Source organism: Emticicia aquatilis, from assembly GCF_014644295.1.
GTDB classification, from domain to species: Bacteria; Bacteroidota; Bacteroidia; order Cytophagales; family Spirosomataceae; genus Emticicia; species Emticicia aquatilis.
Map to the genome: position 1 here is coordinate 451,194 of NZ_BMKK01000005.1, position 23,758 is coordinate 474,951.

Consider the following 23,758-nt stretch of genomic DNA (forward strand, 5'->3'; position numbering starts at 1 on the left):
TATAATCGGCTTCAGCCAAACTTTCGACTAAAGTCGATTGGAATTTTATTCATTTTTATCTGTCAGCTAAAGCAGACGGGGTCGCCCAGACAGCAATGAAATGAAGGAATATTTACTTCAATCACAAAAACAATGTTCAATAAAATAGGAGAATTAATCAACTACTGGCATGTCATTGCCTTATCGAGCGAACTGGAAAAAGGTAAATCTTTGAAGCGAAATCTTTATCAAGTTCCTGTATTACTATGGCGAGATAAGGCTTTGCAAGTTCATGCTTTGCTGGATGTTTGTTCGCACAAAAAAGCTCCTTTAGAAGTTTGTGACTTTGCACAAAACCATGTTTTATGCCAATATCATGGTTGGAAATACAATGATGAAGGCCGATTGATTGATATTCCAAGTTCTCAGCATTTGATTCATAAAATGAAGTGTAAAGTTGATAATTACTCAATTATTGAACAAAATGGCTTCGTTTGGATATATTTAGATACGGAAAATACATCCAAATCATCGCCCGAAGCACTGAGCGAAGTTTCGAGCGAAAACTGGAAACACTACCAAACTTCGATGCTTTTTGAGACAAACGAAGAGCTTTTGGTAGAAAACTTCATGGATGCTACGCATACACCAATGGTGCATGACAAACTGATTAGAGACAACGATAAAAAAACAAAGCACTCGATAACAATTACCCAAACCAGCGAAACCGTGCATGTCAGCTACGCCGAAACCAACGAAAAAATAGGCTTGGGTCTTGATTGGATGCTGGGCGGAAACTTGAGCGTTTCGCACACCGACGAGTTTCTGATGCCTAATCTGGTGAGGGTCAATTATTACATCAACAAAATACATCGTTTTCAAGCTTTTATTGCTTGCACGCCTCTGCAAGATGGCCAAACCATTGCTTTTGTGCGGCTATCTTTTCAGTTTAAATGGTTTAATCTGCTGATAAAATTGGTCATCCCTTTTTTGGCAAAAAAGGTTTTGAAACAAGATTTCATTATTACTCAAAAACAGTTTGCCAATATGCAGATTTTTAAAACTCAACCCGACCAAAACATTGATTACGACGCCATGCACAACAAAGTGAAGAAGATTAGAAACAACAAAATTAATAATTTGCCAACGAGAGACGAAACCACAACGCAGCGAATTGATTTGACGTTGTGATTTAGTCCATTTTTACCTTAAAACCATCTACCTCATAAAATTCAACCCTAATCTTGGCAAATTCATTTTTTGAAAAAATAAATTATTCAGCTTGTAACGAAGATAGCGAATCGGAAAGAAAAGCCTTGCGTCTGACGGCCAATGATACAGTTTTGTGTATCACGGGGAGCGGTGCGAGGCCACTTGATTTGTTAGTCGATAACCCAAAAAAGATAATCAGCGTTGATTTTAATGTTACTCAAAATCATCTTTTGGCTCTCAAAGTTGCAGCTTACAAATCGTTTAACTATACCGAATTCAAATCTTTTATTGGTTTAGAAAATACCTTTTCTCGAAAAGATTTATACGCAAAACTATCGCATTTACTTTCTTCAACTACCAAAAACTATTGGGATAAAAACTTCAATCTGATTGAAAATGGACTTTTGTACTGCGGAACTTGGGAGCGATTTCTCAGAATGATGGCCAAAGCAGCATTTTTCAGAAAAAAAGATATAGAAAAATTGATGGCGTCAGAAACCTTGGAAATTCAACAAGAATTTTGGGCAAAACATTGGGATAATACTATCTGGAAATCATTTCTGAAACTCGTTTCTAATCGTTTTTTATGGACAAAAATCATTCGTGAACCTGGTGCATTATTAATTCCGCAGGAATTTGATGTATATGAATATATGCGTTCACGGATGAATCATTTGGCCAATAATCATCTTCTTCGCACCAATCATTTTGCCAATCTTTTGTTTTATGGCGAATACAAATCCGATTGTATTTTGCCGCTTCATCTGAGAGAAGAACACTTTGAAAGCATCAAAAGCCAAGTACATAAAATCGAAATCATCACCGATTCTTTGCTTAATGTGCTTGATAATAAACAATTGACTGAATCAATCACGGCTTACTCGCTATCAGATTTTTCGTCGTATGCTGATATTGAAATATATGATAAAATTTGGACAAAAATCATTCAACACTCAACTAATGACACCAAATTTTGCGAACGCTTTTTCCTGGTAAAACGTCAGCCAGAAATCCTTCACCCACAACTCGAAAGAGATTATTTATTAGAAAAACAGCTATCTGACCAAGACCTCACGGCAATCTATACTTTTTGTGTGGGGAAATTGAGCAAATAATCTTTCTTAAATACAACATTCTTCAAACATCTATCTCAATTTCGGGTTTATCGGATAGACCGTTTGGCATACTAACTTTTTATTCGTTTTTTTGGCATCAAAACATCAACACTTTTACTATGAAAAAAAATCTATTAGCCGCAGCGGCTATTTGTTTGTTTACTAATCTCGGATTTAGCCAAGCTCGCTTGGTAGAAAAAGTCGAAAAAAAGGGGAGTGAATTGGTCATTCCTTACGAAAAATATGTTTTTCCTAACGGCCTCACGCTCGTTGTGCATGAAGACAACAGCGACCCAATCGTACACGTCGATGTAACCTACCACGTAGGTAGTGCAAGAGAAGAAATCAAAAAGAGTGGTTTTGCTCACTTTTTTGAACACATGATGTTTCAAGGAAGCGATAACGTGGGCGATGAGCAACATTTCAAAATCGTAACGGCAGCGGGTGGAACGCTCAACGGTAGCACCAACCTCGACCGTACGAATTATTACGAAACTGTACCGAACAATCAACTCGAAAAAATGCTTTGGCTCGAAGCCGACCGCATGGGATTTTTGTTGGATGCCGTTACTCAGAAGAAATTTGAGGTACAACGAAGTACCGTAAAAAACGAAAGAGGACAAAATTATGATAACCGTCCGTATGGTTTAGTGGGCGAATTTACGAGCAAAAATCTCTATCCTTACGGCCACCCATATAGCTGGTTGACAATCGGTTATTTAGAAGATTTAGACAGAGTTGATGTAAACGACTTGAAAAAATTCTTCTTGCGTTGGTACGGTCCAAACAATGCCACATTGACTATCGGTGGCGATGTAAAAGCAGCCGATGTAGTGAAAATGGTTGATAAATATTTCGGTAGTATTCCATCTGGGCCGGCGGTTGAAAAAACTATTTTGCCAGCCGTAAAATTATCGGGCGATAGATACGCTTCTTTCACTGATAATTATGCTCGTTTGCCGATTTTATCAAAAACTTACCCAACCGTTCCGAATTATGATAAAGATATGGGAGCTTTATCGTGCCTTGCTCAAATCTTGGGTCAAGGTAAAAACTCTATTCTTTATCAACAAATGGTAAAAAATCAAAAAGCTATTTCGGCCAGTGGTTTCAGCCGTTTCAATGAGTTAGCGGGTGAATTTTCATTCCAACTAACGCCCTTCCCTGGTAACTCGCTCGCAACGATGGATAGTTTATTCAAACAATCATTATTGGTTTTTGAAAAACGTGGCGTAACTGATGAAGACATTGAGAAATTTAAAGGTGGCATTGAAGCACAGTATATCAATGGTCTGCAAAGTGTATCGGGAAAAGTGAGTCAATTGGCGGCTTTCAATACTTTCACGGGCAACCCAAATATGATTGGTAAATTATTGGATATGTATCGCTCGGTAACTAAAGAAGATGTTTGGAGAGTTTATAACCAATATATCAAAGATAAACCTTGCGTAACAATCAGCGTACTGACGAAGGGACAACCTGTAAAACCAGCCGCACCTGATAATTATACGATTGATACCCAAAATTATACCGCACCAAATTATGGTTATGATGGTTTGAAATACACGAAAGCCAAAGATAATTTTGATAGAAGCAAAACACCAGGAAATGGAGCGAATCCAGTAGTGAAAGTACCTCCTTTCTGGAAAAAAGACTTGCCAAGTGGAGTTAAAATTATTGGAACAGCCAACAACGAACTGCCAACCGTTACGATTTCGATTTCGATACCGGGTGGACATTTAGCTCAAGCAGCCGATACCTCTAAAATTGGTTTGGCAGGTATGGTTGCTGATATGCTCAACGAAGACACAAAAAAATACACAGCTGAACAAATGGCGGTTGAACTTCAGAAATTAGGTAGCTTCATCAGTGTATCTCAAACATTAGATGGTATTAGCTTCAATGTACAATGTTTAAAGAAAAATGTTGATAAAACGTTGGAATTGCTCGAAGAAAAAATGTTCAGTCCAAATTTCACGGCTGATGCTTTCAATCGTTTACAAAAACAATCATTGGAAGGGTTTAAGCAATTAAAATCTCAACCTGCGGCCATTGCTTCTACTGTAATTGATAAACTCAACTACGGCACAGGCAATATCTTAGGTTTAAGCGATAATGGCACCGAAAGTACAGTAAAGAGACTCAGCCTAAAAGATGTTCAAGATTATTACAACAATTATATGACATCGCAAGGTACGAAAGTGGTAGTTGTAGGCGATATTACAGAAGGTGAAATATTACCAAAATTGGCGTTTTTGAATAAATTACCAAACAAAAAAATCAATTTACCAAATCCAGCTCCTGCTCCTGCTATCGAAAAAACTAAAATTTATTTGATTGATGTACCAAAAGCAGCACAAACCGAATTTAGAGTAAGCAATGTTACTGGTTTGAAATACGATGCAACTGGCGAATACTACAAAGCAGGTTTGATGAACTTTGCTCTTGGTGGTGCATTCAATAGCCGTGTGAACCTCAACTTACGTGAAGATAAAGGTTGGACTTACGGTGCTCGTGCTGGTTTTGCGGGCGATAAATACACGGGAGAATATCAGTTCAGCTCAGGAATCCGTGCCAATGCTACCGATAGTGCCTTGGTAGAAGTAATGAAAGAATTGAAAAACTACGCAGCCAATGGTATCACTGGCGAAGAATTAGCCTTTATGAAAAGTGCTATTGGCCAACAAGATGCCTTACGCTACGAAACAGGCAATCAGAAGGCTGGCTTTGTTGGTCGAATTCTGACCTATGATTTACCAGCCAATTTTGTAGAAACCCAAAATAAAATTTTAGCATCACTCACCAAAAAAGAAGCAGATGCACTGGCTAAGAAATGGATAAACCCTGACAAAATGAACATTTTATTGGTAGGAGATAAAGCTAAAATCTTACCTGGACTACAAAAACTCGGTTATGAGATTATAGAATTAGATATCGACGGGAATAGAAAATAGATTTTCTAATTTTAAGTTAAAGGCAGGAGTGTAGTCATTTTGACCATCTTCCTGCCTTTTTTATTTACTTTAAAATAGATAGAAGACTTTTTTCATTAACTTTGTTAATACCCAAAACAGAGTTAATGCATCAAAAAAGTCACGTCAGAAAACCAATTATGAAAGTAGCTTACACCAACGACCTATGATTGAATTTGATGAAAACGGTTTCTTAAAACCTTATGATATTATAGAAACCGATTTGGCAACTATTGAAAAAATATTTGTTGAGGGTATGCAATTATCCACCACCCGAAAGGCTATTTTTGAGAGTTATTTGAGTTATAACGAAGAACTCCGAAAGATTATACCAACGGGGTTTATACAATGGATTGATGGTAGTTTTACTACAAAAAAAGTAAACCCAAACGATATTGATATTGTAACATTTGTTGATTTTGATGTTTACAACGCCAACGAAAAACAAATTGACGAACTAAGAAGAACCCGACAAACTACCAATAGAATCATTGATGGGTATTTTGTTAAGGTTTATCCAGAAAATCATAAAAACCGTAATTGGTATGATACTGACCGTATGCAATGGATATTTACTTTTAACCGAGTAAAGAACTCAAAACAATCAAAAGGATTTTTACAAATAAATTTCTAAGACAATGGAAGACAAAGAATTTTTAAGTTATCACGAATGGGGCATTAGAGTTTCGAGACTCATGGAACTAATTGCCATGACCAACCGCACCATTCAAGTACATAAAGAAGGCGGCGACTCTCCACTTTACGTAAAACAATATGAAGAACTTTTAGAGGAACACACCTTAGAGCTAAATCAGTTAATGCAAGTCATGGGCTTATCGGTACAACTTTCTGCATTAAAAAATGTTGCTTAGTTCTATCAAAGCTATAGGCTTAAAACATATAAAACAACATCCATTAAACTCTACACAAAACAAAAATCCCTCATAAACAATTGTCTATAAGGGATTTAGAGTATTCTGTGTTCCCGAAGGGATTCGAACCCCCATCGTCAGAACCGGAATCTAAAATTCTATCCATTGAACTACGGGAACATATTTTCTGGCACAAAGTTATAAAAAATTTCTGCATCGTTTTAAACCTTTTCTACTCTTATTCATCCAAACGATACAAAGCCAGAAAAACTATTCATCTTAAAAACAAAATTCAGCTATGAAAACTTCAATCAAATTACTCGGATTCGCTCTTGCACTAATTACATTTTCAAACATTGATGCCAATGCCCAAGGTCGTCGTGACCGTAGAGAAGACGTTCGTGACCGCCGTGAAGATGTGCGTGATAAAAGAGAAGACCGAAAAGATAAAGCCGAAGACCGCCGTGACCGTGCAGAAGATGTGCGTGATGCAAAAGAAGACATCAGAGACGCTCGACATAATGGTGGCAGAAAAGACAAATTAGAAGATATTCGTGATGCGAAAGAAGACGTACGTGATGCAAAAGAGGATGTAAGAGATAGACGTGAAGACCGAAAAGATAAAGCCGAAAACGTGCGTGACCGCAAAGAAGACCGTCGTGACCGTCGTCGTGGCACTTGGTAAGAATTTTTAAGTTTTAGGGTTTATAACGCAAAAAAGACGAGCATTTACTCGTCTTTTTCTTTTAAGTAGCTATTTAAAAGGTATTTATACCATAAATATCTCTTTTAATTCTATTGCTTCTTCTGGCTTCATTCTACCTGCCAGCACAAGCCTTAACTGACGACGACGCAACGCTCCTGCATAAAGTTCTTTTTCTTCCTCAGTTTCTGGCTCGACTGGCGGAACCTCAATCGGACGTCCAGTTTGGTCAACTGCCACAAATGTCAAAAAGGCCTTATTGGTATTTACCTTTGTTCCCGCAGGAATATTCTCAGCCCACACTTCCACCACCACTTCCATTGATGAGTTAAAAGCACGTGTTACTTTTGCTTGAAGCGTAACCACACTACCAAGTGGAATAGCCTCCTTAAACTGCACATTATCGACCGATGCCGTTACCACGATTCGGTTACAATGTTTTTGGGCGGCAATAGCCCCCGCAATATCGAGTAATCTCATTAAATTTCCTCCCATCAGATTTCCAAGTGTATTGGTATCGTTCGGGAAAACCATTTCGGTCATTACCGTTAATGATTCATTTGCTTTCTTTGGTTTTGGCATTTTTTAAAGTTTGTTGGGAAGTTTTTTATTTGCTTAGAAAATTTATAAATAGTTCATTACCAGCCCGTGGCGGTATTGAGTTAGTACATCTCTCGATAGTTTTTAAATCAAAATACGGACTGAAATAAAGAATATATTCGGCCTTCGAGCCACCAAACGGAGGTCCACCCACAAATTCACGGTCGAATAATAAACCAACTAAACGTCCAGTCGGTTTGAGTAACTCGCTCATTTTTTGAGCGTATTTTGGGCGTAAAGTCGGGTCAATGGCACAGAAAAATGTTTGTTCAACAATTAAATCATAGCTACCCGAATGTTCAAAAAAATCTTGATGAATGACTCTACAAACGCCTTTTTCTATATAATCTTTGAGTTTTTCTTGCAAATTCTGCACTAAAATACCCGAAATATCAATCAAGGTTATATCCGTAAAACCTTGCTGAAGCAGATATTCGGCTTCGTAGGCATTTCCACAACCTGGAATCAGAATCGACAATGATTGAGTGGTCAGTTGGTCGAAATAATCTTTCAGAGCAGGGCTCACCTTTCCTACATCCCAGCCTGTCTGTGATTTTGCGTAGCGTTCGCTCCAATATTGTTCATTGAGCATATATTTTCGATTTTTCTGCAAAACAACTAACTTCGCTCGAAGAATCCTAATCTCACTCATCAATGAACGCACTAAAAACACTCATTTTTATAGTTATTTCGAGCTTTTTTACGGTAAATGCTTTTGCACAAGTCAGTTTTTCATCACAGAAACTGGTGCTTGCAAAATAACGTTTCTATGATATTCAACTATCTGAAGAAGCCACTGCTGCCAATATTATTCTTAGCCCCGAACAAAATTTTTCAAATACATACTTACATACTTAGTTGCCGAAACCGACACTTTTTTACTCACTAAAGATACCGATTTTAGTGAAGTGAATCGCAGTCAATTACTTATTTTTGGAGAACCAATAAAAAAACTGACTTTATTTTCTGGAAGCCTCGAAGGTAGTATTACCCTCATTACACAATTCGTCAAACCGCTATCTATCAGCCATTTACCCCTCCGACAAAAAGCTGACAGTTGCGACAAACCAGCCATAATTGCAGCCTCTGAATGGCGAAAAGGCTTGACTCCGCCCAAAGAAGCTCCTTCAAAAACCACTGTTAAACACATCATTGTGCATCATTCGGCAGGCTCAAATACTACAACAAATTTTATGGAAGCAGTCAGAAACATCTATACTTTTCATACCACTCCCCCACCCAACGGCAACGGTTGGAATGATGTAGGCTATAATTTTTTGATTGCCCAAGATGGCACAATTTTTCAAGGGCGAGACGGACAAGGAATTATGGACGGTGATAATGTTTTGGGAGCTCATTTCTGCGGCAAAAATAGCGGAACGATGGGCATTTGCTTACTCGGAAATTATAATGAAGTACAGCCAAGCAATGCTTCCATTAAGTCGCTCATCAATTTGGCGGGTTGGAAACTGGGTAAAGAAAAATTACCCGTAATTGGGCAATTTCAACACACCGATGGTCTATTAAATATCATTTCTGGGCATCGTGATGGCTGTGCTACCGAATGCCCAGGTAATAATCTTTATGCAAAATTGGCCGAACTTCGTCAAAAAATAGCGTTGGTTTGTACTTACACCAATGCTTTTATTACGGCTATTGAAGCCCCACAGACACAATCTTTCAAGATTTACCCTCAGCCAAGTTCAGAGTTGCTGATGGTTGATATACTGAATGATTTTTCTGAGAAAAACTCGCCCCAAGTTTTTGATATTCAAGGAAAAAAAATCTCATGTGATTTTGTTCGTATAACTGAAAACCAATGGAAAGTCAACATCAAGCATTTGCCTGAAGGTGCTTATTTTTTGAGGTTAGGAAATGAACAAAAAGGTGCTAAGTTTGTGAAGTTATAGGTTAGCTACTTCTGCCCAAGGAAGTACGCTCATTTTGTCGTTAATTACATCGTCCGACATTCCACCATATAACAATACCGACTGGCTGTTGGGTTGAAGTTTTTGCCAATATTTTAAACCTCTCAACATACTATCGTCCATTTTTTTACTTGATTTTATTTCTATAGCCAAAGCACGTCCATCTTTCTCATTGATTAAATCAACTTCATTGCCTGCACTATCTCTGAAATAATACATGCCTTCGGTTTGTGCTGCATTAAAATTATTTTTTCTTATTTCTGAGATTATCCAATTTTCAAAAATAGCCCCATAAGCAGCATTACTTTGCAAGACAGATTCGGTTTTTATACCCAAAAGGTGACATAATAATGCAGTATCATAAAAATACAATTTAGGGCTTTTTATGATTCGCTTATTCATGTTGTTATACCATGGCTGCAACTGAAAAATCACATAACTATTTTCTAATAAACCCAACCATGCCAAAATTGTCTTTGTATCTACTCCTGTTTTTTGGGCTAAATCGTCTCTATTTAAAATCTGGCCTGCATAGTTGGCACATAGATAGATAAAACGATTGAATGTAGCCAAATTAGTGATATTTCTGAGAAGCCTAACATCTCTTTGCACGTAAGTCTGAATATAACTGTTCATCCAAATGCTCGGATTAAGTTTTTCATGCCAAATTTCGGGGTATCCACCTGTTAGTATGTGGTCATTTATATTATCGCTTGCTAAATTATTTTCAACCAACTCGGCATAACTCAATGGTAAAAGAGATAAGTAGCCTGCCCTACCCGCCAGTGATTGAGAAACCTGCTCTTGAAGCAAAAAATTATTAGAACCCGTAAGTATAAACTGCCCTCGTCTGTTATTATTATCAAGGATTTCTTGCAAATACCTAAAAATATGAGGTACTCGCTGAATTTCATCAAAAACAGCTCCTTCCAGATATTTGCTCAAAAAAGATTCGGGATTCTGTTCGGCTTCAAACTGAACCGTTGGATTTTCAAAATTTACATAAGGCTTCCCTTCAAATAGCTTTTTACTCAAAGTTGTTTTGCCACTTTGACGAGGCCCCGTGATACACAAAGCACGAAATTGAGTAAGTGCGTGCTGTGCTTCAGATAGTATCTGTCTTGTTATCATAAGTCAATTCCATTTTTGCAAATATATGTAAAAATGGAATCAAATTCCACTTTTACATTTTATTGTAAATATGGAATCGGCACTTACTCATACACTTTCTCCCCCTTATTGCACCAAACACCCCATTTCCAGTTGTAGCCGTGAATTTTGTTGGTGGGCTTTCCTGCCATATCATAAACTGGGTTTCCTTGATTGACCCATTCAAATATGCTTCCATAAAAATTATGGACGTTAGTGTAGCCTGCTTGCATTAATTTTTCGCCAATTTTACCACTTCGTACACCAATCGAGCAGTAAACTACAATATTGGCGTCTTTCGGAATAGCAGCCACGCTTTTCAAATCAAACTTCTCAAAACCTACCCAACGAGCATCTTTTAGGTGGCTCACTTCATATTCTCGTTTTTCACGAGTATCGAGCAGCACCACATTTTTCATTTTCTTAATGTCTTCACAGCCAACCGTCGGAACTGATTTTGTGACCATTACATTCAATAGGCTGTCAAAAGCTTTACTTTTTACTTGTGCGTTGGTCGTTTTCGATAAAAACATAAGAAAAATCAAGAAAAGGAGTCGGTTCATTAGTATAAATCTTTTATGTGCAGATAAAAACGTCCAATTTGGACGTTTCTACTAAGCGGTAACATTTCAATATATAAATTCATACGTAAATCAAATCATTCGTATTTCTTTTCATAACAGACTTTTCTCACAAAAAAGTCCTAAAAACTCATTAAAAAATAAAATATTCATGCTTTTTTTCTACTTTCGCAATCGTTAAACTTCTAAACACTCTTACCCAAATCAATGAAATTAGTAAAATTTATCATAAGTCTCTTGGCTGCCGCTGGTTTGACTTATGCGTTAAACCGTCCACTCGGGCCAGTTCCCGCTCTCGGGCGACTCTTTAGTCCATTCGAGGGTTTTTGGCAAAACGGAGAATCGAAACTTGACCTCCCCCCGACCGACCTCCAACTCGATGGCGTACAGGACGAAGTAAATGTAGTATTCGATGATAACCGAGTGCCGCACGTTTTTGCTAAAAACGACCATGACGCTTATTTCACGCAAGGATACCTTATGGCTCGTGACCGTCTATGGCAAATGGAGTTTTATACACTCGCTGCCTCTGGTCGGCTGGCCGAAGTTGTAGGCGAGCGTGCCTTAGAACTCGACCGTTATAGCCGCCGAATGGGCATGGCCGATGCCGCAAAAAAAGTCTATGAAAACGGCAAAACCAATAAAATTTTTGATGAAGTGCTTAATGCGTACGCTGCGGGCGTAAATGCCTACATCAAGCAACTCAAATATAAAAACCTTCCTGTCGAATACAAAATTATTGGATATCAGCCCGAAGAATGGTCGCCGTACAAAACCATTCTGATGATGATGAATATGCGTAATGTGCTAAACGGTGGCAGTGATGATTTCCGTATGTCGAATGCTCTTTCAAAATACGGAATGGAGGTTGTGAAAGATTTATTTCCAAATTATCCGAGTAATGAATCTCCGATTATTCCTGTCGGCACAAAATGGAATTTTACTCCCGTACCAGTGCCAGCAGTTCCTGCTCAGACAACCGCCACTTTATCTACCAGCGAAACTGTGGCGTTTGATGTGCCACAACATTCACCCGAAATTGGTAGTAATAACTGGGCAGTTGGTGGCGAAAAATCAGCAACAGGTTTGCCAATTTTGGCCAATGACCCCCACTTACAGCTTACTTTACCTTCGATTTGGTACCAAATGCAACTTTGTACGCCAACCATGAATGTTTATGGTGCGTGTTTGCCTGGGGCTCCAGGTGTGGTGATTGGTTTCAACAAAGACGTAGCTTGGGGCGTAACCAATGTTGGCTCTGATGTGATGGATTTTTACCAAATCAAATTTAAAGACAATACAAAAAAAGAATATTGGTACAATGATGCATGGAAACCAACTTCAATGCGAATCGAAGAATTTGTGGTAAAAGGTCGCCCCGAATCTTTGAAAGATACGGTTTATAGCACGCATCACGGCCCGATTGTTTATAATGCAGCTTCTGATAAAAATTTTAATCAAAATGTGCCAGTCGGACACGCCATGCGTTGGGTTGCACACGAAAAAGAAGGCACTGATTTGATGGCCTTTTATTATCTAAATCGTGCAAAAAACTACGATGATTATCGCAAGGCTCTAACATATTATGTTGCTCCTGCCCAAAATTTTGTTTTTGCGAGTAACCAAAATGATATTTCGATTACACCAAATGGCAAATTGCCTTTGAAATGGAAAGAACAAGGCAAGTTTATCATGGATGGCTCAAATCCTGCCCATGATTGGCAAGGTTGGATTCCTGTTGACCAAAATCCGACTGTAAAAAATCCTCCGAGAGGTTTTGTGAGTTCGGCTAACCAGTTTTCGGCTGACCCAACTTATCCTTATTATTTAGGTTGGAGATTTGCTCCGAGCGAGCGTGCAATTAGAATCAACGAACGTCTCGAAAGAATGCAAAAAGCCACCGTTGATAGCCTAAGAATGCTACAAAATGATAACTTTAATGTAGAAGCACGCAGAATTTTACCTGTTTTGATGAAGATTTTGAATGCCGATTCATCAGAAACTAAAAACCCTGCGTATCAGACTTTGGCTAAATGGAATATGAAAAACGATGCCAACGAAGTGGGTGCAACCATCTTTGAGCGTTGGGTGAAAGAACTTCGCTACACAGTTTTTGATGATGAGTTCCCGATGAAAGACCTCAAAGCTCCGATGACTTATCCTTCACGCAACCGAATGTGGGATATGGTTGTGAAAGAACCAACTGCAAAGTGGTTTGATAATGTTTCGACCAAAAACAAACAAGAAACCCTTCAAGATGTAGTAAAGCAAAGTTTCAAAGCAAGTATTGACTCTTTGACACAAAAACTGGGACCGATGAACGCTGAAACTTGGGCTTGGAATAAAGTCAAAAGTACGGACATCAATCACTTAGGCCGTCTGCCAGGTTTTGGTCGCCAAGATATTCCAAATGGTGGTGGTGCAGGAATTGTGAATGCAACTACCGAACTCAACGGCCCATCGTGGAGAATGGTGGTTCAGCTCGACAAAGGTTGGCCAAAGGCGTATGGTCTTTATCCAGGCGGACAATCAGGCAACCCAGCGAGTCCATTCTACGACAACATGATTGATAAATGGGCAAAAGGCGAACTCAACGAGCTACTTTTCATGAAATCGAAAGATGAAAAAAGCAGCCGTATTTCGGGAACAGTTAAAATAAGCAAAAAGTAGTTCTGAATTCTGAGTTTAGAGTTCTGAGTCGTGAGTTTTAACTCTTCGTCTTATGAATTTTGAACTCAGAACTCAGAACTCTAAACTCAGAACTCTAATGACTTACATTATCATACTAATCGTCAGTGCAGTTGCACAATATTTTTTACCGTGGTGGGTGATTGCACCCATTGCCTTTGCCATCGGTGCTTGGAAATCAGAAACCGCTCTCGGAGCGTATGCCGCTGCCGCTGGAGCTATCGCCACACTTTGGGTGGGGTATGCTACATTTTTGAATTCGGCCAACGAAGGAATTATGGTGCAGAAAATCGGTGGTTTATTCTCCGAAAACATCAAATTTTTGAAAAATCTACCAGTTACTCCAACCTTTTTTACGATTATGACCATCATCGGCTCGCAGGTGGCAGGACTCTCAGCTACGGCTGGCTACCATTTTAGGCAGCTTTTCAAATAAAACTAACGAAAATCCCTCCGAATCGGGGGGATTTTTTTATATTTGCGAACTTTATTTATTCAAAAACCATTAAAAAAACAACGTTATTAGCTTTTAGAGTCGAAGATTTGATTGTCATTTTACTCCTTAGCTTATTTACTAATTTAATTTCTCATGAAAAATTTTTCTATTGTAGCTCTTTTACTTTCAGTAATTATCTGGGGTTGTGACAAATCTGCTTCTACTACAACAGCAGGAGGCAAGCAAGTGGCTGGTCGTATTGTGTATGTAAATACCGACACTCTTTTAAATCAATACGATTACTATAAAGACATCGTGAAGTCTTCTGAAAATAAACGTTTCCGTCTTGAAACAGACATTGCAAACAAAGCAAAAAACTTCCAAAATAAAGTAGCGTTCTTCCAACAAAAAGTTCAACAAGGTGGCATGACGCAAGAGCAAGGACAAACCGCTCAGGCTCAGTTACAACAAGAAGAGCAATCAATCATGGCATACCGTGATAAAGCCGCTCAAGATTTAGCGAAAGAAGATGCAAAGAAAACCGAAGATGTATTGAACAACATTCAATCATTCTTGAAAGAATTCAACGCTGGTGATAAATATGACATGGTAATCGGTTACTCGAAAGGCGGTGGTGTATTATTTGCCAAAGAAGATTTAGACATCACGAAAGCCGTTTTAGAAGGTTTGAACAAAAAATACGCAGACGATAAAAAATCGGGTAAAATCAAAGCTGATACTACCGCTGCAAAGAAGTAATTAATGAATGGTTTGAAAGAAAATAATATACTCTTTTTTCAAACCATTCTACATTTTACATTTTACATTCTACATTAAGTAAAAATGCCTTTAGACCAAACACCCTATTTTGATTACGACGACGAAGAGAAAGAATCGGAAGGCAAAGAAATGGGTTTTCTTGACCACCTCGAAGAACTTCGTTGGCATTTAATCCGTGCAGCTATTTCGATAGTTTTCTTCATGGTTTTTGCATTTGTTTTCATTGAAGAAATCTACAATAAAGTAATTTTAGGCCCTGCCAAAACCGATTTCTGGACTTACCGAATGATGTGTAAGTTGGGCAATTTGGTTGGAGCTCCCGGGCTGTGTGTAGATAAACTCAACTTTGAATTAATGAGTCGTGAAGTGTCGGGGCAATTTGTAATGGCACTTACTTCGGCGGCTATCATCGGTTTAGTTTTTGCGTTTCCTTATGTCTTCTGGGAAATTTGGCGTTTCGTCAAACCTGGCTTGAAACCTTCGGAAAGCAAATCGGCACGTGGAGCAGTTTTTTATGTAACCTTCTTATTCTTTTCGGGAGTTTCGTTCGGTTATTTTATTGTTTCACCTTTGGCTATTAACTTCTTAGTTAATTTCCAGATTGACCCAAGTATCAAAAACCAATTTGATATTGGTTCGTATATATCAATCTTGGCAACCCTTACATTGGCTTGCGGTGTGGCTTTCCAGCTACCAGTAGCCATTTTTGTTCTAACAAAAATAGGTGTAATCGGGCCAGACTTTATGCGTACCTATCGCAAACACGCAGTGGTAGTTATCTTGATTGTAGCGGCTATTATCACTCCATCACCCGATGTAACAAGTCAGATTTTGGTAGCTTTCCCGCTATATATTCTTTACGAAGTAAGTATTATTATTTCGGCAAGAGAAGAAAAACGAAAATTGGCCGAAGAGAAGGCCGCTGGAATTACAGATTAATTTCTCAGAAGATTATAACATAAAAAAGCGTAGAATTTCAAAAATTCTACGCTTTTTTACTTTTGGAAATCTATATTAATTATCTATTCCATCTTCCTCTGTAAAGATTTATACCTATCCAATAAAAAAACAATATTGGTATTAATGAAATAATATTCGCAGTAAAATCGAATATAAAATCATTTGAAGTATAATTCTCTGCTTTCAAAACTCGCATTACAGAAAGGAATGTCATAAATAAATACGATATAAAGAATATACCAACAAAAATAAGTATAAGTAAACCTAAATACTTCATATAGATTTTTTATCTAATCACAAAACTTACATCTTTCCGACATTTTTTCGCTACTTAACGAATAGATAACCCATTTATCATTATCTTTAGACAGTACACCAGTGAATTTTATTGAACCTTTGGTTCCCATAAAACGCCATCAAAACTAAGAGTATCAGTCAAATTTGGATGAAAATTAAAATATTTTGAATTTATATTTTCACCAATATGATTAGCCAAATCTGAATCTTTTTTTATGATTTCTAATAAATCATGATTTAAGCTTTTATCAATGGTATCATTAAATACATATCTACTTACAATTTCCATTGAAACAATTAGTATTAGTATAAGTATGACAACAAAATAGATATTTAACTACTCCGCCTATTTGTTGAATACCTACGGCATTCTTGCTATACTTTTTCAACAATTTAATTGGAAAGGTGTATATTATAAAACATGATAGCTATCCGTCATACAATTTTACCCCTCAAATCCCACCTTCACGTGCGAGCCATCGCAGTAAGGTTTATTATTTGATGCTCCACAACGGCACAGTGCAGTTGTTTTAAATTTCTTGGTCAGATTACCATCGGCGTCCTTGATTGAGATGTTTCCATAGACCAACAAAGGGCCATTTTGGAGTGGCTCAACGATGGTTTCTACTTCCAAATTTTGTGGTTCTTCCGCATGTTTGATATACGATAATGCTCCCGACGGACATTCATCAATTTGCTTCATAATCGCTTCACTTTCAGCACCTTCTAAGGTTATCCACGGGCGTTTTTGTGGGTTAAACACTTTTGATAAACCTCTGAAACAAATAGCAGAGTGAATACAGATATGTGGTTGCCAAACGACCGTAATATCATCGTTTTTATAATGCTTTGTAATTTTCTTTTGCTCTTCCATGATTAATTAGTTAATGACCAAAGTTGAGAAAAATTCTGCCGATTTCAAAAAAGATAGTTCCAAAACTTCTACATAATTTTAGCACCATACTCATAAAAATATCATTTATTAGTGATTAATTTGTATCCTTATTATATTTTAGTTCTCAATGACTTTCAAGTGTATCATTAAATATATCATTTATTTGTGTTTTCCTTTGTTGAGTTTTGCCCAAAGAAACATCGAAGGCAGAGTAATTAGTGGAGATGACCGAAAACCGCTTTCTTTTGCCAATGTGTTTATCAGCAATTCAACTAAAGGCCAACAAGCCGACGATAAAGGCCGATTTAAACTAACCAATGTGCCAGCTGGCGTGCTTGATTTGGTGGTGAGTTTTATTGGCTACGAAACTATTTCTATAAAAATCAAGGCTGATACACTCCGAAAACCTCTGCTAATTATGCTTTCGCCTGATGCTATTGCTCTGCAAGGCGTTACCGTAAAAAGGCTTAAAAATGGTTTTGAGAGATATTACCCACTTTTTAAAGAACATTTCTTGGGTCGAACGGCTTTTTCGGAATTTTGCATTTTGAAGAATCCGAAAGCACTTTGGTTTTCGCTGAGTGATGATGAGTCAGAATTGACAATCAATGCCGACGAACCCTTAGAAATTGAAAACAGAGCGTTGGGATATACGATAAAATATGATTTAGAAGAGTTTAAGTATAGTTTCTCGCAAAGCTATGTAACGTATTATGGTTTTCCGTTTTTTCAAGAAATGACTACCAAAAACGAAAAGAAACAACAAAGATGGCACGAAAATCGAGAAAAAGCCTATTTTGGTTCACCACAACATTTTTTTAAATCGGCTATTAATCACGATTGGGCCAATGCTGGTTATAAAGTTTATACGATGTATCGAGAAGAAAAAAGGTTCTTTATGGTTCCTCTTTTTCCCGAAATCAAAGATAGTTTGGGCAATATTATTCAGCATGCTGCAAAGGCAAAAAAAGAGGTTGACTCGACCGATATTATTTTGAGCAAAAATAGTTGGTTGCATAAGGTTCCAAACCCCAAACGCTCGCCGTATGTGCAGTATTTGCACAAACTACCATTAGACGAAAATTGCATTTTTGATGTAAAAAACAACCTTCCTTACCTTAATTTCGAGAATTATCTCTACGTTTTCTACGAACGAGAATTTGAAGAGCCACAATTTGCCGATTTAGGAAAAAAAGACGCTCCACAAGTTTCAATTCTGACACTTTTAGAACCACGAACCTTGATTGAATCAACGGGGCATTTGGTCAATCCTTTAGCTGTTTTGTTTGAAGGTCGTTGGGGAATCGAAAAAATGGGTGAATTCTTACCGATTGATTACGAGCCAGAGTCTTTTTAATATCCACAACCACCAATATTTGCTTTAAAACTACTCCCCGTTTTTGCTTCAAAACCCGTAGTTAGTAAAATTGATTTTGTGCCTGTAAATGAAGATGTTCCTCCACTAAAAATCTTATTAGTTGCGTTGATTGTTGCAGCCGAAATGGTATTATATTCTTGCGAAAGAACATCATTTAGTGGACTACTCAATGAACTTGTTATACCTGAGGATACATTTAAAGGAGTAGTGCTTTTAGCAATACTTCCTGCACTGTATATGTACAAATAACCACAATCGTCCCATACCATTTTCCAGTAAGAGCCGACAAAACCCGCAACAGCGGTAAAAGTAGAAGTAGCAGTAAAGGGCGGAGAAATAGTAAATAAGGCTGGTACACCTTGCCCAGTTGTGGTGCAGTAGGCTTTGCCAGAATTATCAAAAATAATATCGGTGACACCTTTGTAATCGGGTAATACTGTACTCAAAAAATTATTATAAGTAGTACCATTATCAGTCGAAAAACGAAGCGTTCGTTGTCCTCCAGCAGCAACAATTATATCGCCAGTTGGTGAGACTTCAATGATAGCAACATTACTATTAAGACCTGGTATTGCGTATAAATTAAAAGTATTTCCGCCATCAGTTGAACGAAACACACCATTAGATTCTCCTGCCACAAACATATTTCCTGCGGCATTGGCCGCTGTGCAGTAACCTAAACCACTAATTACGTTTAAATCTGTCCAATTGCTTCCGTGGTCGTGCGATACGGCCAAACTCGAACCTACAACCGTTGCCAATGGTAGTTGCGACCCAAAACCGTGGGAACAAATCAAATCGCCGTTAGGTAACTCGGCCATTTCGATATACCGCCAATCTTTCGCTATATTCACTGGAATCCATGTATTTCCATCATCTTTCGATTTATACAAAACGCCATCTCCAAAACCTACACTTTCTGTGCCGAGGTATCGCCAAACAGCACAAAATAAATTTCCCTGCGAATCGGCTTTCAATAGTGAAACATTATGTCGAGTTAAGCCATTATTGGCAGGTTGCCAAGTTACACCCCCATCTACAGATTTAAACACACCTTCATCAGTGCCATAAAAAAGATGGTGGTCGGGCGAAGCCGTTATCGCCAAATTGCCATTTGTATTAAAAATACCTCCCGATAGACCTGTTTTAGCAGACGCCCAATTCACACCATTATCAGTTGATTTAAATACACCCCAGCCTGCCGCCAAAACCGTATTATTGCCAGTAAATAATAGATTTCTAAAAGCCGTTGAAGCAATATTTGATGCTATCTGCGACCAGCCTGTTCCACCATTTGTACTTTCATACAGTTTTCCATTGAGCGAACCAATTTGGTCGAAATTTGCTCCAGTACCTACAATAATATGTTGTGTATTGGTTGGGTCAATCGCAATACATCTAATCGTTTCTGATGGAAGACCTACGCTGAGTGAAATCCATGAGGTTGCTCCATTCGGTAATTTAAAGACACCATTATTGGTACAAGCAAATAAGTCGCCTGTCGATGAAAATACAAGTTTATTGACCCCAATAGTGCCTAATCCATTATTAACTGCCGACCAAGCACTACCATTATAACTAAAAATGCCTGCTTCGGTACCTGCAAAAACTTTTGATGAAATTGGGCTAATAGCAATCGTGTTGACATCGGTATTACCCATACCACTGCTAATGCTTGTCCAAGATGAGCCATTATATTTATACAAATCACCAGTCGTAAAGCAACTCGTGTAGCTGTGAGCCCCAGCATAATAGTTGCCTGCTGCATCAACTGCAATCGTCCTAATTGGAATTGTAGTGCCGCAACTCGTCAGAAGTCCACTATTAATGGCCGTCCAAGATGTGCCATTCCAAACCCTCACACCTCCTTGCTCGGTTGCAGCTATTAGTTGGTTAGCATTATTAAAAACAAGTGCATTGGCTTGTCCAACGCCAAAAGTATTTCCGCCCAGACCAGTCCAGCTTTGTCCACCATCTACCGAGGTGAATATGCCTTTCGTATGAGAAGCCAAAAACAAATTTCCCGAATTATCTTTGATAATATCATGAAAAGTAGTGAGCGGCCCTTTGATAAAAGTAAAAGATTGAGCGTAAATTAAAGCCTTTGAAAAAGCTAAAATCGTTAATACTACATATTTTTTCATACCAAAATTGCTAACAAATACATTTTTCAATACCCACAACCACCAATATATGCCCTAAAGATACTCCCACTCTGGGCCTCAAAGCCTGCTTGAAGTGTAATAGAATTTCCTCCGTTAAAAGTTACATTAGTTCCTGACAGCACTCGGGTCGAAACGCCATTTTGTGTGGTAATCGTTGCTGCGGCATCGTATTTTCCTGCCGTAAGATTTCCCGAAAAAGTTTGGGTATTGGGGCAAGGTGGCGAAATATCAACTTCCTGAATCAGGATATTATCTAAAAACAGCCGATTACCCCAACCTCCCATATTTTCAAAAACCAATTCGACCGTTTTCCCCGCAAAAGCATTTAGATTAATGCTTTCACTTCGCCATTGACTACAGTCTGTTGGCGTAAAAGATGCCGTTTGGTCGGGTACTGTTGCCAATGTACTTCCTGCTTTATCATAAATAAGTTGTTGTGTGCCATCGCATTTTATGGCATAGACTTTCAATCTATCAAATTTTACGGCATCGTACCGAGCATAGGCCACATCAAAGGTCAGTTTGGCAAAATCCATGTTGGAGAGGTCAACGAATTTTCTGAGCCTATCAATCTTTCCTGTATTATCGGCTGCTCGGTTATCAATCATGGCCGAATTTGTGCCACAAACATTACTTTGGGTTGTCCACGTAACTGCATCATTATCAAGGTTTTGGTTCATCCAATTAGCCAAATTTGTAATGAATTTTTCGTTGACGGCCTCAGCAATATATTTTGTGGGGTCATTCGGAAAAGCATCATTTATATCTTTTATTCCATCATTATCACTATCAACCGCTTTTACGTGATTCAACAAGGTTGTGAGTGCTTGCGGAGCATTCGATGGTGAAGTATTTCCTGCTTGATTAAGCGTACTTTCTCCATGACACGAAGTACAAGTACGAACCTCCCCCGACCGTGTGCTTAACCACAGGCGTTCTCGTACTATACCTTTATTATTGGCATCGGTCAACTGCCAGGTCAAGGCACGTTCGGCAGGTACAATCATTGCTGCTGAGCCATCAGGATGAATGTTGGCACTTCCTTGCGAACCAGTCGTTGGCGGATTATACACCATTGCCGTAGGGTCATGCAAAAATCTCGCAAGTCCTCTTCGGCCTGCTTTTGGAGTATTCATGCCCCCAATGCCTCTTACTAAATCATTTTGTAAAAACTGTACGTGTTTTACTTCATAAATATTGGTTGGTTTATTCGGATTAATGGTTTGGTGCGACGAACCAGAAACTTTCAGATTAAAAGGTTGTTGTTGGTCGGCATCGTCACGACTCGTTACGTCTCTAATTGCCAAAACGGATAATTTATTACGGCGAAGAAACTTCTTAAAATCATGTAGGTTCACGCCCGCAGCCGTAAAAAGTGCTTGTTCGGAAGGAGCAACGGTTTCTAAATTATTGGTTGTAGTCGTCGGAATTGGTCGAGCTTTTACTTCAACTGGATACAGCTCCCAAAGTACACCATTATAACTATACATTTCGTCAGGACTCCACCACGTAATACTCTTCGTAATACCTGCACCAGTGATGGCCGTATTTCCTTTCAAATAACCATTACCTGCCGATTCGAGTAGCCTAATTCTGAAATCATACTTACTTTGTGGAGCAGTAGAAGTGCCAATATTTGAATCTTGTTGTGTTGAAGACGAATGAGCTACCAACACTTGCCCATCAGATAATGGTGTAGGATTTCGATATAAACCCGAATGATTGGCACTTGGCGTATTATCGGTCGAGCGTGTATCGGGGTGAGTTTTGTACGTAAAAGTAATTTGCTCAGGGTGCATTCCAGGGGGAGCATTGACAGTAACTACCATTCCCGAACCATGTGTTCCAAACTCAGGTGCTTCGATTCCGTAATAAAGTCCAGGTGTAACGGGTGATTCTTTAATATGGAACATCGCCCGAATCGGTGTAGGACTTATCGGCGTATAAAAATCCGTCAGATTAGGGTCATTCGTGAAATTATTCAAAATATAGTTTCCCATTTCATGCCTTCCGACGTGGTTGAGCATTTCCATTTCTGTTCCATCCTCATTCATCATCCACGGATTGAAAATATTGAACGTCTGCGGATTCGTATTCGCCCATTCTGGTAAAGCAAATAAATCCGTTCGGCCATTGCGTGGCTCTGGAAAAATCTCAGCATCAGGCAAAATACCCGATTTTGTGGCATTGGCAGTTTCATCGGCATAATTGAAAGTGCCGTACAGATAATTACCTGTATTATTCAGAATATTATAAACATCAGCATCGGCTTGTTGGTCACGTTGGAGGTGGTCCCATCTTGTAAAAATCAATCTTCCTGCTTGGTCGATGCTTGGCGTAAAGTCTCCCGATGGCGAGTGAGTAATCATTTCAAGTCCACTGGCTATCGAGCAAGCATTGGGGTCGAGTTTCCAAATACCCGAAACCGTCGGCGAAGACTCGTATTCATCATGCTGTGGATACAAATGTGTCAAACCTCCTCGTGGCATATCAGAAGTAAAAATAATGCGGTCGTCTGTGCCATAAATCGGCTGAATATTATTGTAGCCAACTGGTTGATTAGGCACCAGCGTGATTACTGGCGTATCGGTTTTGCCCAAACCTGTGATTTCGTATATCTTCCAAGTATAGTTTTGTACTTGATAACGTTGCGTAGCCGAACCGATTGCCATACTAAAAACGGCCTTCGTTCCACTCCAATGCACCGAAGGGTCACGTACAGCAATGGCATTTGCTCCTTGCATACCTGTTTGTCCGTAACCAGCAGCTTGAGTGAGGTTTTTCAGTGAACCATCGGTGTAACGAATATATAAATCGCCACCACGAGGTGCCGCATAGGTACTTGCTTGATGATTTCCGAAGGTTTCAAAGGCAGTTCCGAAACCAGATGGCTGAGGTACTTGCGTGCAGAACATTATCGGATTTGGCAATGTTTGTGCAACAATAGTGAAGGAATAAAACCAAAAAACGCTTAGAATAAAACACTTTTTCATAAAACAATCATGAATAAATAGGAAGTATAGTTTTTAGCTTTTGATGAAACAGCAG

The 23,758-nt window shown here is 38.6% G+C and carries 20 protein-coding genes and 1 tRNA gene; 12 read left to right on the forward strand and 9 right to left on the reverse strand.

What is annotated here, in order from left to right:
- Nucleotides 1–132: 132 nt before the first annotated feature.
- From IEX65_RS14515 to IEX65_RS14535, 5 genes are all read left to right on the forward strand, one after another.
- Nucleotides 133–1,170: a Rieske 2Fe-2S domain-containing protein gene (locus IEX65_RS14515; protein WP_188766801.1), complete on the forward strand. Its 1,038-nt coding sequence runs from the start codon at nucleotides 133–135 to the stop codon at nucleotides 1,168–1,170.
- Between the two features lie 53 nt (nucleotides 1,171–1,223).
- Nucleotides 1,224–2,306, forward strand: coding sequence for a DUF3419 family protein (locus IEX65_RS14520; RefSeq protein WP_188766802.1), 1,083 nt, complete (start codon nucleotides 1,224–1,226; stop codon nucleotides 2,304–2,306).
- Nucleotides 2,307–2,425: 119 nt separating this feature from the next.
- Nucleotides 2,426–5,260 (forward strand): M16 family metallopeptidase, encoded by a 2,835-nt coding sequence (locus IEX65_RS14525; protein WP_188766803.1) that lies wholly within the window; start codon nucleotides 2,426–2,428, stop codon nucleotides 5,258–5,260.
- A 184-nt stretch (nucleotides 5,261–5,444) separates the two neighbouring features.
- Entirely contained in the window at nucleotides 5,445–5,912 is a 468-nt protein-coding gene (locus IEX65_RS14530) for a DUF6932 family protein (RefSeq protein ID WP_188766804.1), read from the forward strand.
- A 4-nt stretch (nucleotides 5,913–5,916) separates the two neighbouring features.
- On the forward strand, nucleotides 5,917–6,150 hold the full coding sequence (locus tag IEX65_RS14535) for a hypothetical protein (protein ID WP_188766805.1): 234 nt from the start codon (nucleotides 5,917–5,919) through the stop codon (nucleotides 6,148–6,150).
- Between the two features lie 108 nt (nucleotides 6,151–6,258).
- Here the strand turns inward: IEX65_RS14535 and IEX65_RS14540 are convergent.
- Nucleotides 6,259–6,330, reverse strand: a tRNA-Arg gene (locus IEX65_RS14540).
- Between the two features lie 118 nt (nucleotides 6,331–6,448).
- Between IEX65_RS14540 and IEX65_RS14545 the strand changes: the two genes are divergently transcribed.
- Entirely contained in the window at nucleotides 6,449–6,835 is a 387-nt protein-coding gene (locus IEX65_RS14545) for a hypothetical protein (protein ID WP_188766806.1), read from the forward strand.
- Between the two features lie 84 nt (nucleotides 6,836–6,919).
- Here the strand turns inward: IEX65_RS14545 and IEX65_RS14550 are convergent, their stop codons facing one another.
- The gene (locus IEX65_RS14550) at nucleotides 6,920–7,435 is read right to left on the reverse strand and encodes an acyl-CoA thioesterase (RefSeq protein ID WP_188766807.1); all 516 of its coding nucleotides are present in this window, start codon (nucleotides 7,433–7,435) and stop codon (nucleotides 6,920–6,922) included.
- 25 nt (nucleotides 7,436–7,460) lie between these two features.
- Nucleotides 7,461–8,045, reverse strand: a complete 585-nt coding sequence (locus IEX65_RS14555; protein ID WP_188766808.1) for a methyltransferase — start codon at nucleotides 8,043–8,045, stop codon at nucleotides 7,461–7,463.
- A 316-nt stretch (nucleotides 8,046–8,361) separates the two neighbouring features.
- On the opposite strand from IEX65_RS14555, the gene IEX65_RS14560 reads away from it, so the two are divergent.
- Entirely contained in the window at nucleotides 8,362–9,363 is a 1,002-nt protein-coding gene (locus IEX65_RS14560) for an N-acetylmuramoyl-L-alanine amidase (protein WP_188766809.1), read from the forward strand.
- Here the strand turns inward: IEX65_RS14560 and IEX65_RS14565 are convergent.
- Nucleotides 9,358–10,512 (reverse strand): ATP-binding protein, encoded by a 1,155-nt coding sequence (locus IEX65_RS14565; protein ID WP_188766810.1) that lies wholly within the window; start codon nucleotides 10,510–10,512, stop codon nucleotides 9,358–9,360. The two genes, IEX65_RS14560 and IEX65_RS14565, sit on opposite strands and share 6 nt — an antisense overlap.
- A gap of 83 nt (nucleotides 10,513–10,595) precedes the next feature.
- A complete protein-coding gene (locus IEX65_RS14570; protein WP_188766811.1) occupies nucleotides 10,596–11,093 on the reverse strand; it encodes a rhodanese-like domain-containing protein in 498 nt (165 codons plus the stop codon).
- A 225-nt stretch (nucleotides 11,094–11,318) separates the two neighbouring features.
- On the opposite strand from IEX65_RS14570, the gene IEX65_RS14575 reads away from it, so the two are divergent.
- The 4 genes from IEX65_RS14575 (at nucleotide 11,319) to tatC (ending at nucleotide 15,954) form a co-directional block, all read left to right on the forward strand.
- Nucleotides 11,319–13,781 carry a penicillin acylase family protein gene (locus IEX65_RS14575; protein WP_188766812.1) on the forward strand — a complete coding sequence of 821 codons (2,463 nt, stop codon included), beginning with the start codon at nucleotides 11,319–11,321 and terminating at the stop codon, nucleotides 13,779–13,781.
- Nucleotides 13,782–13,878: 97 nt separating this feature from the next.
- A complete protein-coding gene (locus IEX65_RS14580; protein ID WP_188766813.1) occupies nucleotides 13,879–14,235 on the forward strand; it encodes a hypothetical protein in 357 nt (118 codons plus the stop codon).
- Between the two features lie 153 nt (nucleotides 14,236–14,388).
- Entirely contained in the window at nucleotides 14,389–14,994 is a 606-nt protein-coding gene (locus tag IEX65_RS14585; RefSeq protein WP_188766814.1) for an OmpH/Skp family outer membrane protein, read from the forward strand.
- A gap of 84 nt (nucleotides 14,995–15,078) precedes the next feature.
- Nucleotides 15,079–15,954 (forward strand): twin-arginine translocase subunit TatC, encoded by an 876-nt coding sequence (gene tatC / locus IEX65_RS14590; protein ID WP_188766815.1) that lies wholly within the window; start codon nucleotides 15,079–15,081, stop codon nucleotides 15,952–15,954.
- 406 nt (nucleotides 15,955–16,360) lie between these two features.
- On the opposite strand, the gene IEX65_RS14595 is transcribed toward tatC, so the two are convergent.
- Both IEX65_RS14595 and IEX65_RS14600 read right to left on the reverse strand, forming a co-directional pair.
- Nucleotides 16,361–16,561: a hypothetical protein gene (locus tag IEX65_RS14595; protein ID WP_188766816.1), complete on the reverse strand. Its 201-nt coding sequence runs from the start codon at nucleotides 16,559–16,561 to the stop codon at nucleotides 16,361–16,363.
- A 156-nt stretch (nucleotides 16,562–16,717) separates the two neighbouring features.
- Complete coding sequence (locus IEX65_RS14600) at nucleotides 16,718–17,146, reverse strand: (4Fe-4S)-binding protein (protein WP_188766817.1); 429 nt, start codon at nucleotides 17,144–17,146, stop codon at nucleotides 16,718–16,720.
- Between the two features lie 148 nt (nucleotides 17,147–17,294).
- On the opposite strand from IEX65_RS14600, the gene IEX65_RS14605 reads away from it, so the two are divergent.
- Nucleotides 17,295–18,524: a carboxypeptidase-like regulatory domain-containing protein gene (locus tag IEX65_RS14605; protein WP_188766818.1), complete on the forward strand. Its 1,230-nt coding sequence runs from the start codon at nucleotides 17,295–17,297 to the stop codon at nucleotides 18,522–18,524.
- Here IEX65_RS14605 and IEX65_RS14610 read toward each other — a convergent pair.
- Both IEX65_RS14610 and IEX65_RS14615 read right to left on the reverse strand, forming a co-directional pair.
- A complete protein-coding gene (locus IEX65_RS14610; protein WP_188766819.1) occupies nucleotides 18,521–20,689 on the reverse strand; it encodes a 3-coathanger stack domain-containing protein in 2,169 nt (722 codons plus the stop codon). The genes IEX65_RS14605 and IEX65_RS14610 overlap by 4 nt on opposite strands.
- A gap of 26 nt (nucleotides 20,690–20,715) precedes the next feature.
- Nucleotides 20,716–23,703 carry a 3-coathanger stack domain-containing protein gene (locus IEX65_RS14615; protein ID WP_188766820.1) on the reverse strand — a complete coding sequence of 996 codons (2,988 nt, stop codon included), beginning with the start codon at nucleotides 23,701–23,703 and terminating at the stop codon, nucleotides 20,716–20,718.
- Nucleotides 23,704–23,758 lie beyond the last annotated feature (55 nt).

What these genes read in the sequence shown, in the direction of transcription:
- IEX65_RS14575 (WP_188766812.1), top strand. Translation starts at nt 11,319, where the DNA reads ATGAAATTAGTAAAATTTATCATAAGTCTCTTGGCTGCCGCTGGTTTG.
- IEX65_RS14615 (WP_188766820.1), bottom strand. Translation starts at nt 23,703, where the DNA reads ATGAAAAAGTGTTTTATTCTAAGCGTTTTTTGGTTTTATTCCTTCACT.
- tatC (WP_188766815.1), top strand. Translation starts at nt 15,079, where the DNA reads ATGCCTTTAGACCAAACACCCTATTTTGATTACGACGACGAAGAGAAA.
- IEX65_RS14570 (WP_188766811.1), bottom strand. Translation starts at nt 11,093, where the DNA reads ATGAACCGACTCCTTTTCTTGATTTTTCTTATGTTTTTATCGAAAACG.
- IEX65_RS14530 (WP_188766804.1), top strand. Translation starts at nt 5,445, where the DNA reads ATGATTGAATTTGATGAAAACGGTTTCTTAAAACCTTATGATATTATA.
- IEX65_RS14605 (WP_188766818.1), top strand. Translation starts at nt 17,295, where the DNA reads ATGACTTTCAAGTGTATCATTAAATATATCATTTATTTGTGTTTTCCT.
- IEX65_RS14600 (WP_188766817.1), bottom strand. Translation starts at nt 17,146, where the DNA reads ATGGAAGAGCAAAAGAAAATTACAAAGCATTATAAAAACGATGATATT.
- IEX65_RS14610 (WP_188766819.1), bottom strand. Translation starts at nt 20,689, where the DNA reads ATGAAAAAATATGTAGTATTAACGATTTTAGCTTTTTCAAAGGCTTTA.
- IEX65_RS14550 (WP_188766807.1), bottom strand. Translation starts at nt 7,435, where the DNA reads ATGCCAAAACCAAAGAAAGCAAATGAATCATTAACGGTAATGACCGAA.
- IEX65_RS14545 (WP_188766806.1), top strand. Translation starts at nt 6,449, where the DNA reads ATGAAAACTTCAATCAAATTACTCGGATTCGCTCTTGCACTAATTACA.
- IEX65_RS14565 (WP_188766810.1), bottom strand. Translation starts at nt 10,512, where the DNA reads ATGATAACAAGACAGATACTATCTGAAGCACAGCACGCACTTACTCAA.
- IEX65_RS14535 (WP_188766805.1), top strand. Translation starts at nt 5,917, where the DNA reads ATGGAAGACAAAGAATTTTTAAGTTATCACGAATGGGGCATTAGAGTT.
- IEX65_RS14595 (WP_188766816.1), bottom strand. Translation starts at nt 16,561, where the DNA reads ATGGAAATTGTAAGTAGATATGTATTTAATGATACCATTGATAAAAGC.
- IEX65_RS14585 (WP_188766814.1), top strand. Translation starts at nt 14,389, where the DNA reads ATGAAAAATTTTTCTATTGTAGCTCTTTTACTTTCAGTAATTATCTGG.
- IEX65_RS14515 (WP_188766801.1), top strand. Translation starts at nt 133, where the DNA reads ATGTTCAATAAAATAGGAGAATTAATCAACTACTGGCATGTCATTGCC.
- IEX65_RS14580 (WP_188766813.1), top strand. Translation starts at nt 13,879, where the DNA reads ATGACTTACATTATCATACTAATCGTCAGTGCAGTTGCACAATATTTT.
- IEX65_RS14525 (WP_188766803.1), top strand. Translation starts at nt 2,426, where the DNA reads ATGAAAAAAAATCTATTAGCCGCAGCGGCTATTTGTTTGTTTACTAAT.
- IEX65_RS14555 (WP_188766808.1), bottom strand. Translation starts at nt 8,045, where the DNA reads ATGCTCAATGAACAATATTGGAGCGAACGCTACGCAAAATCACAGACA.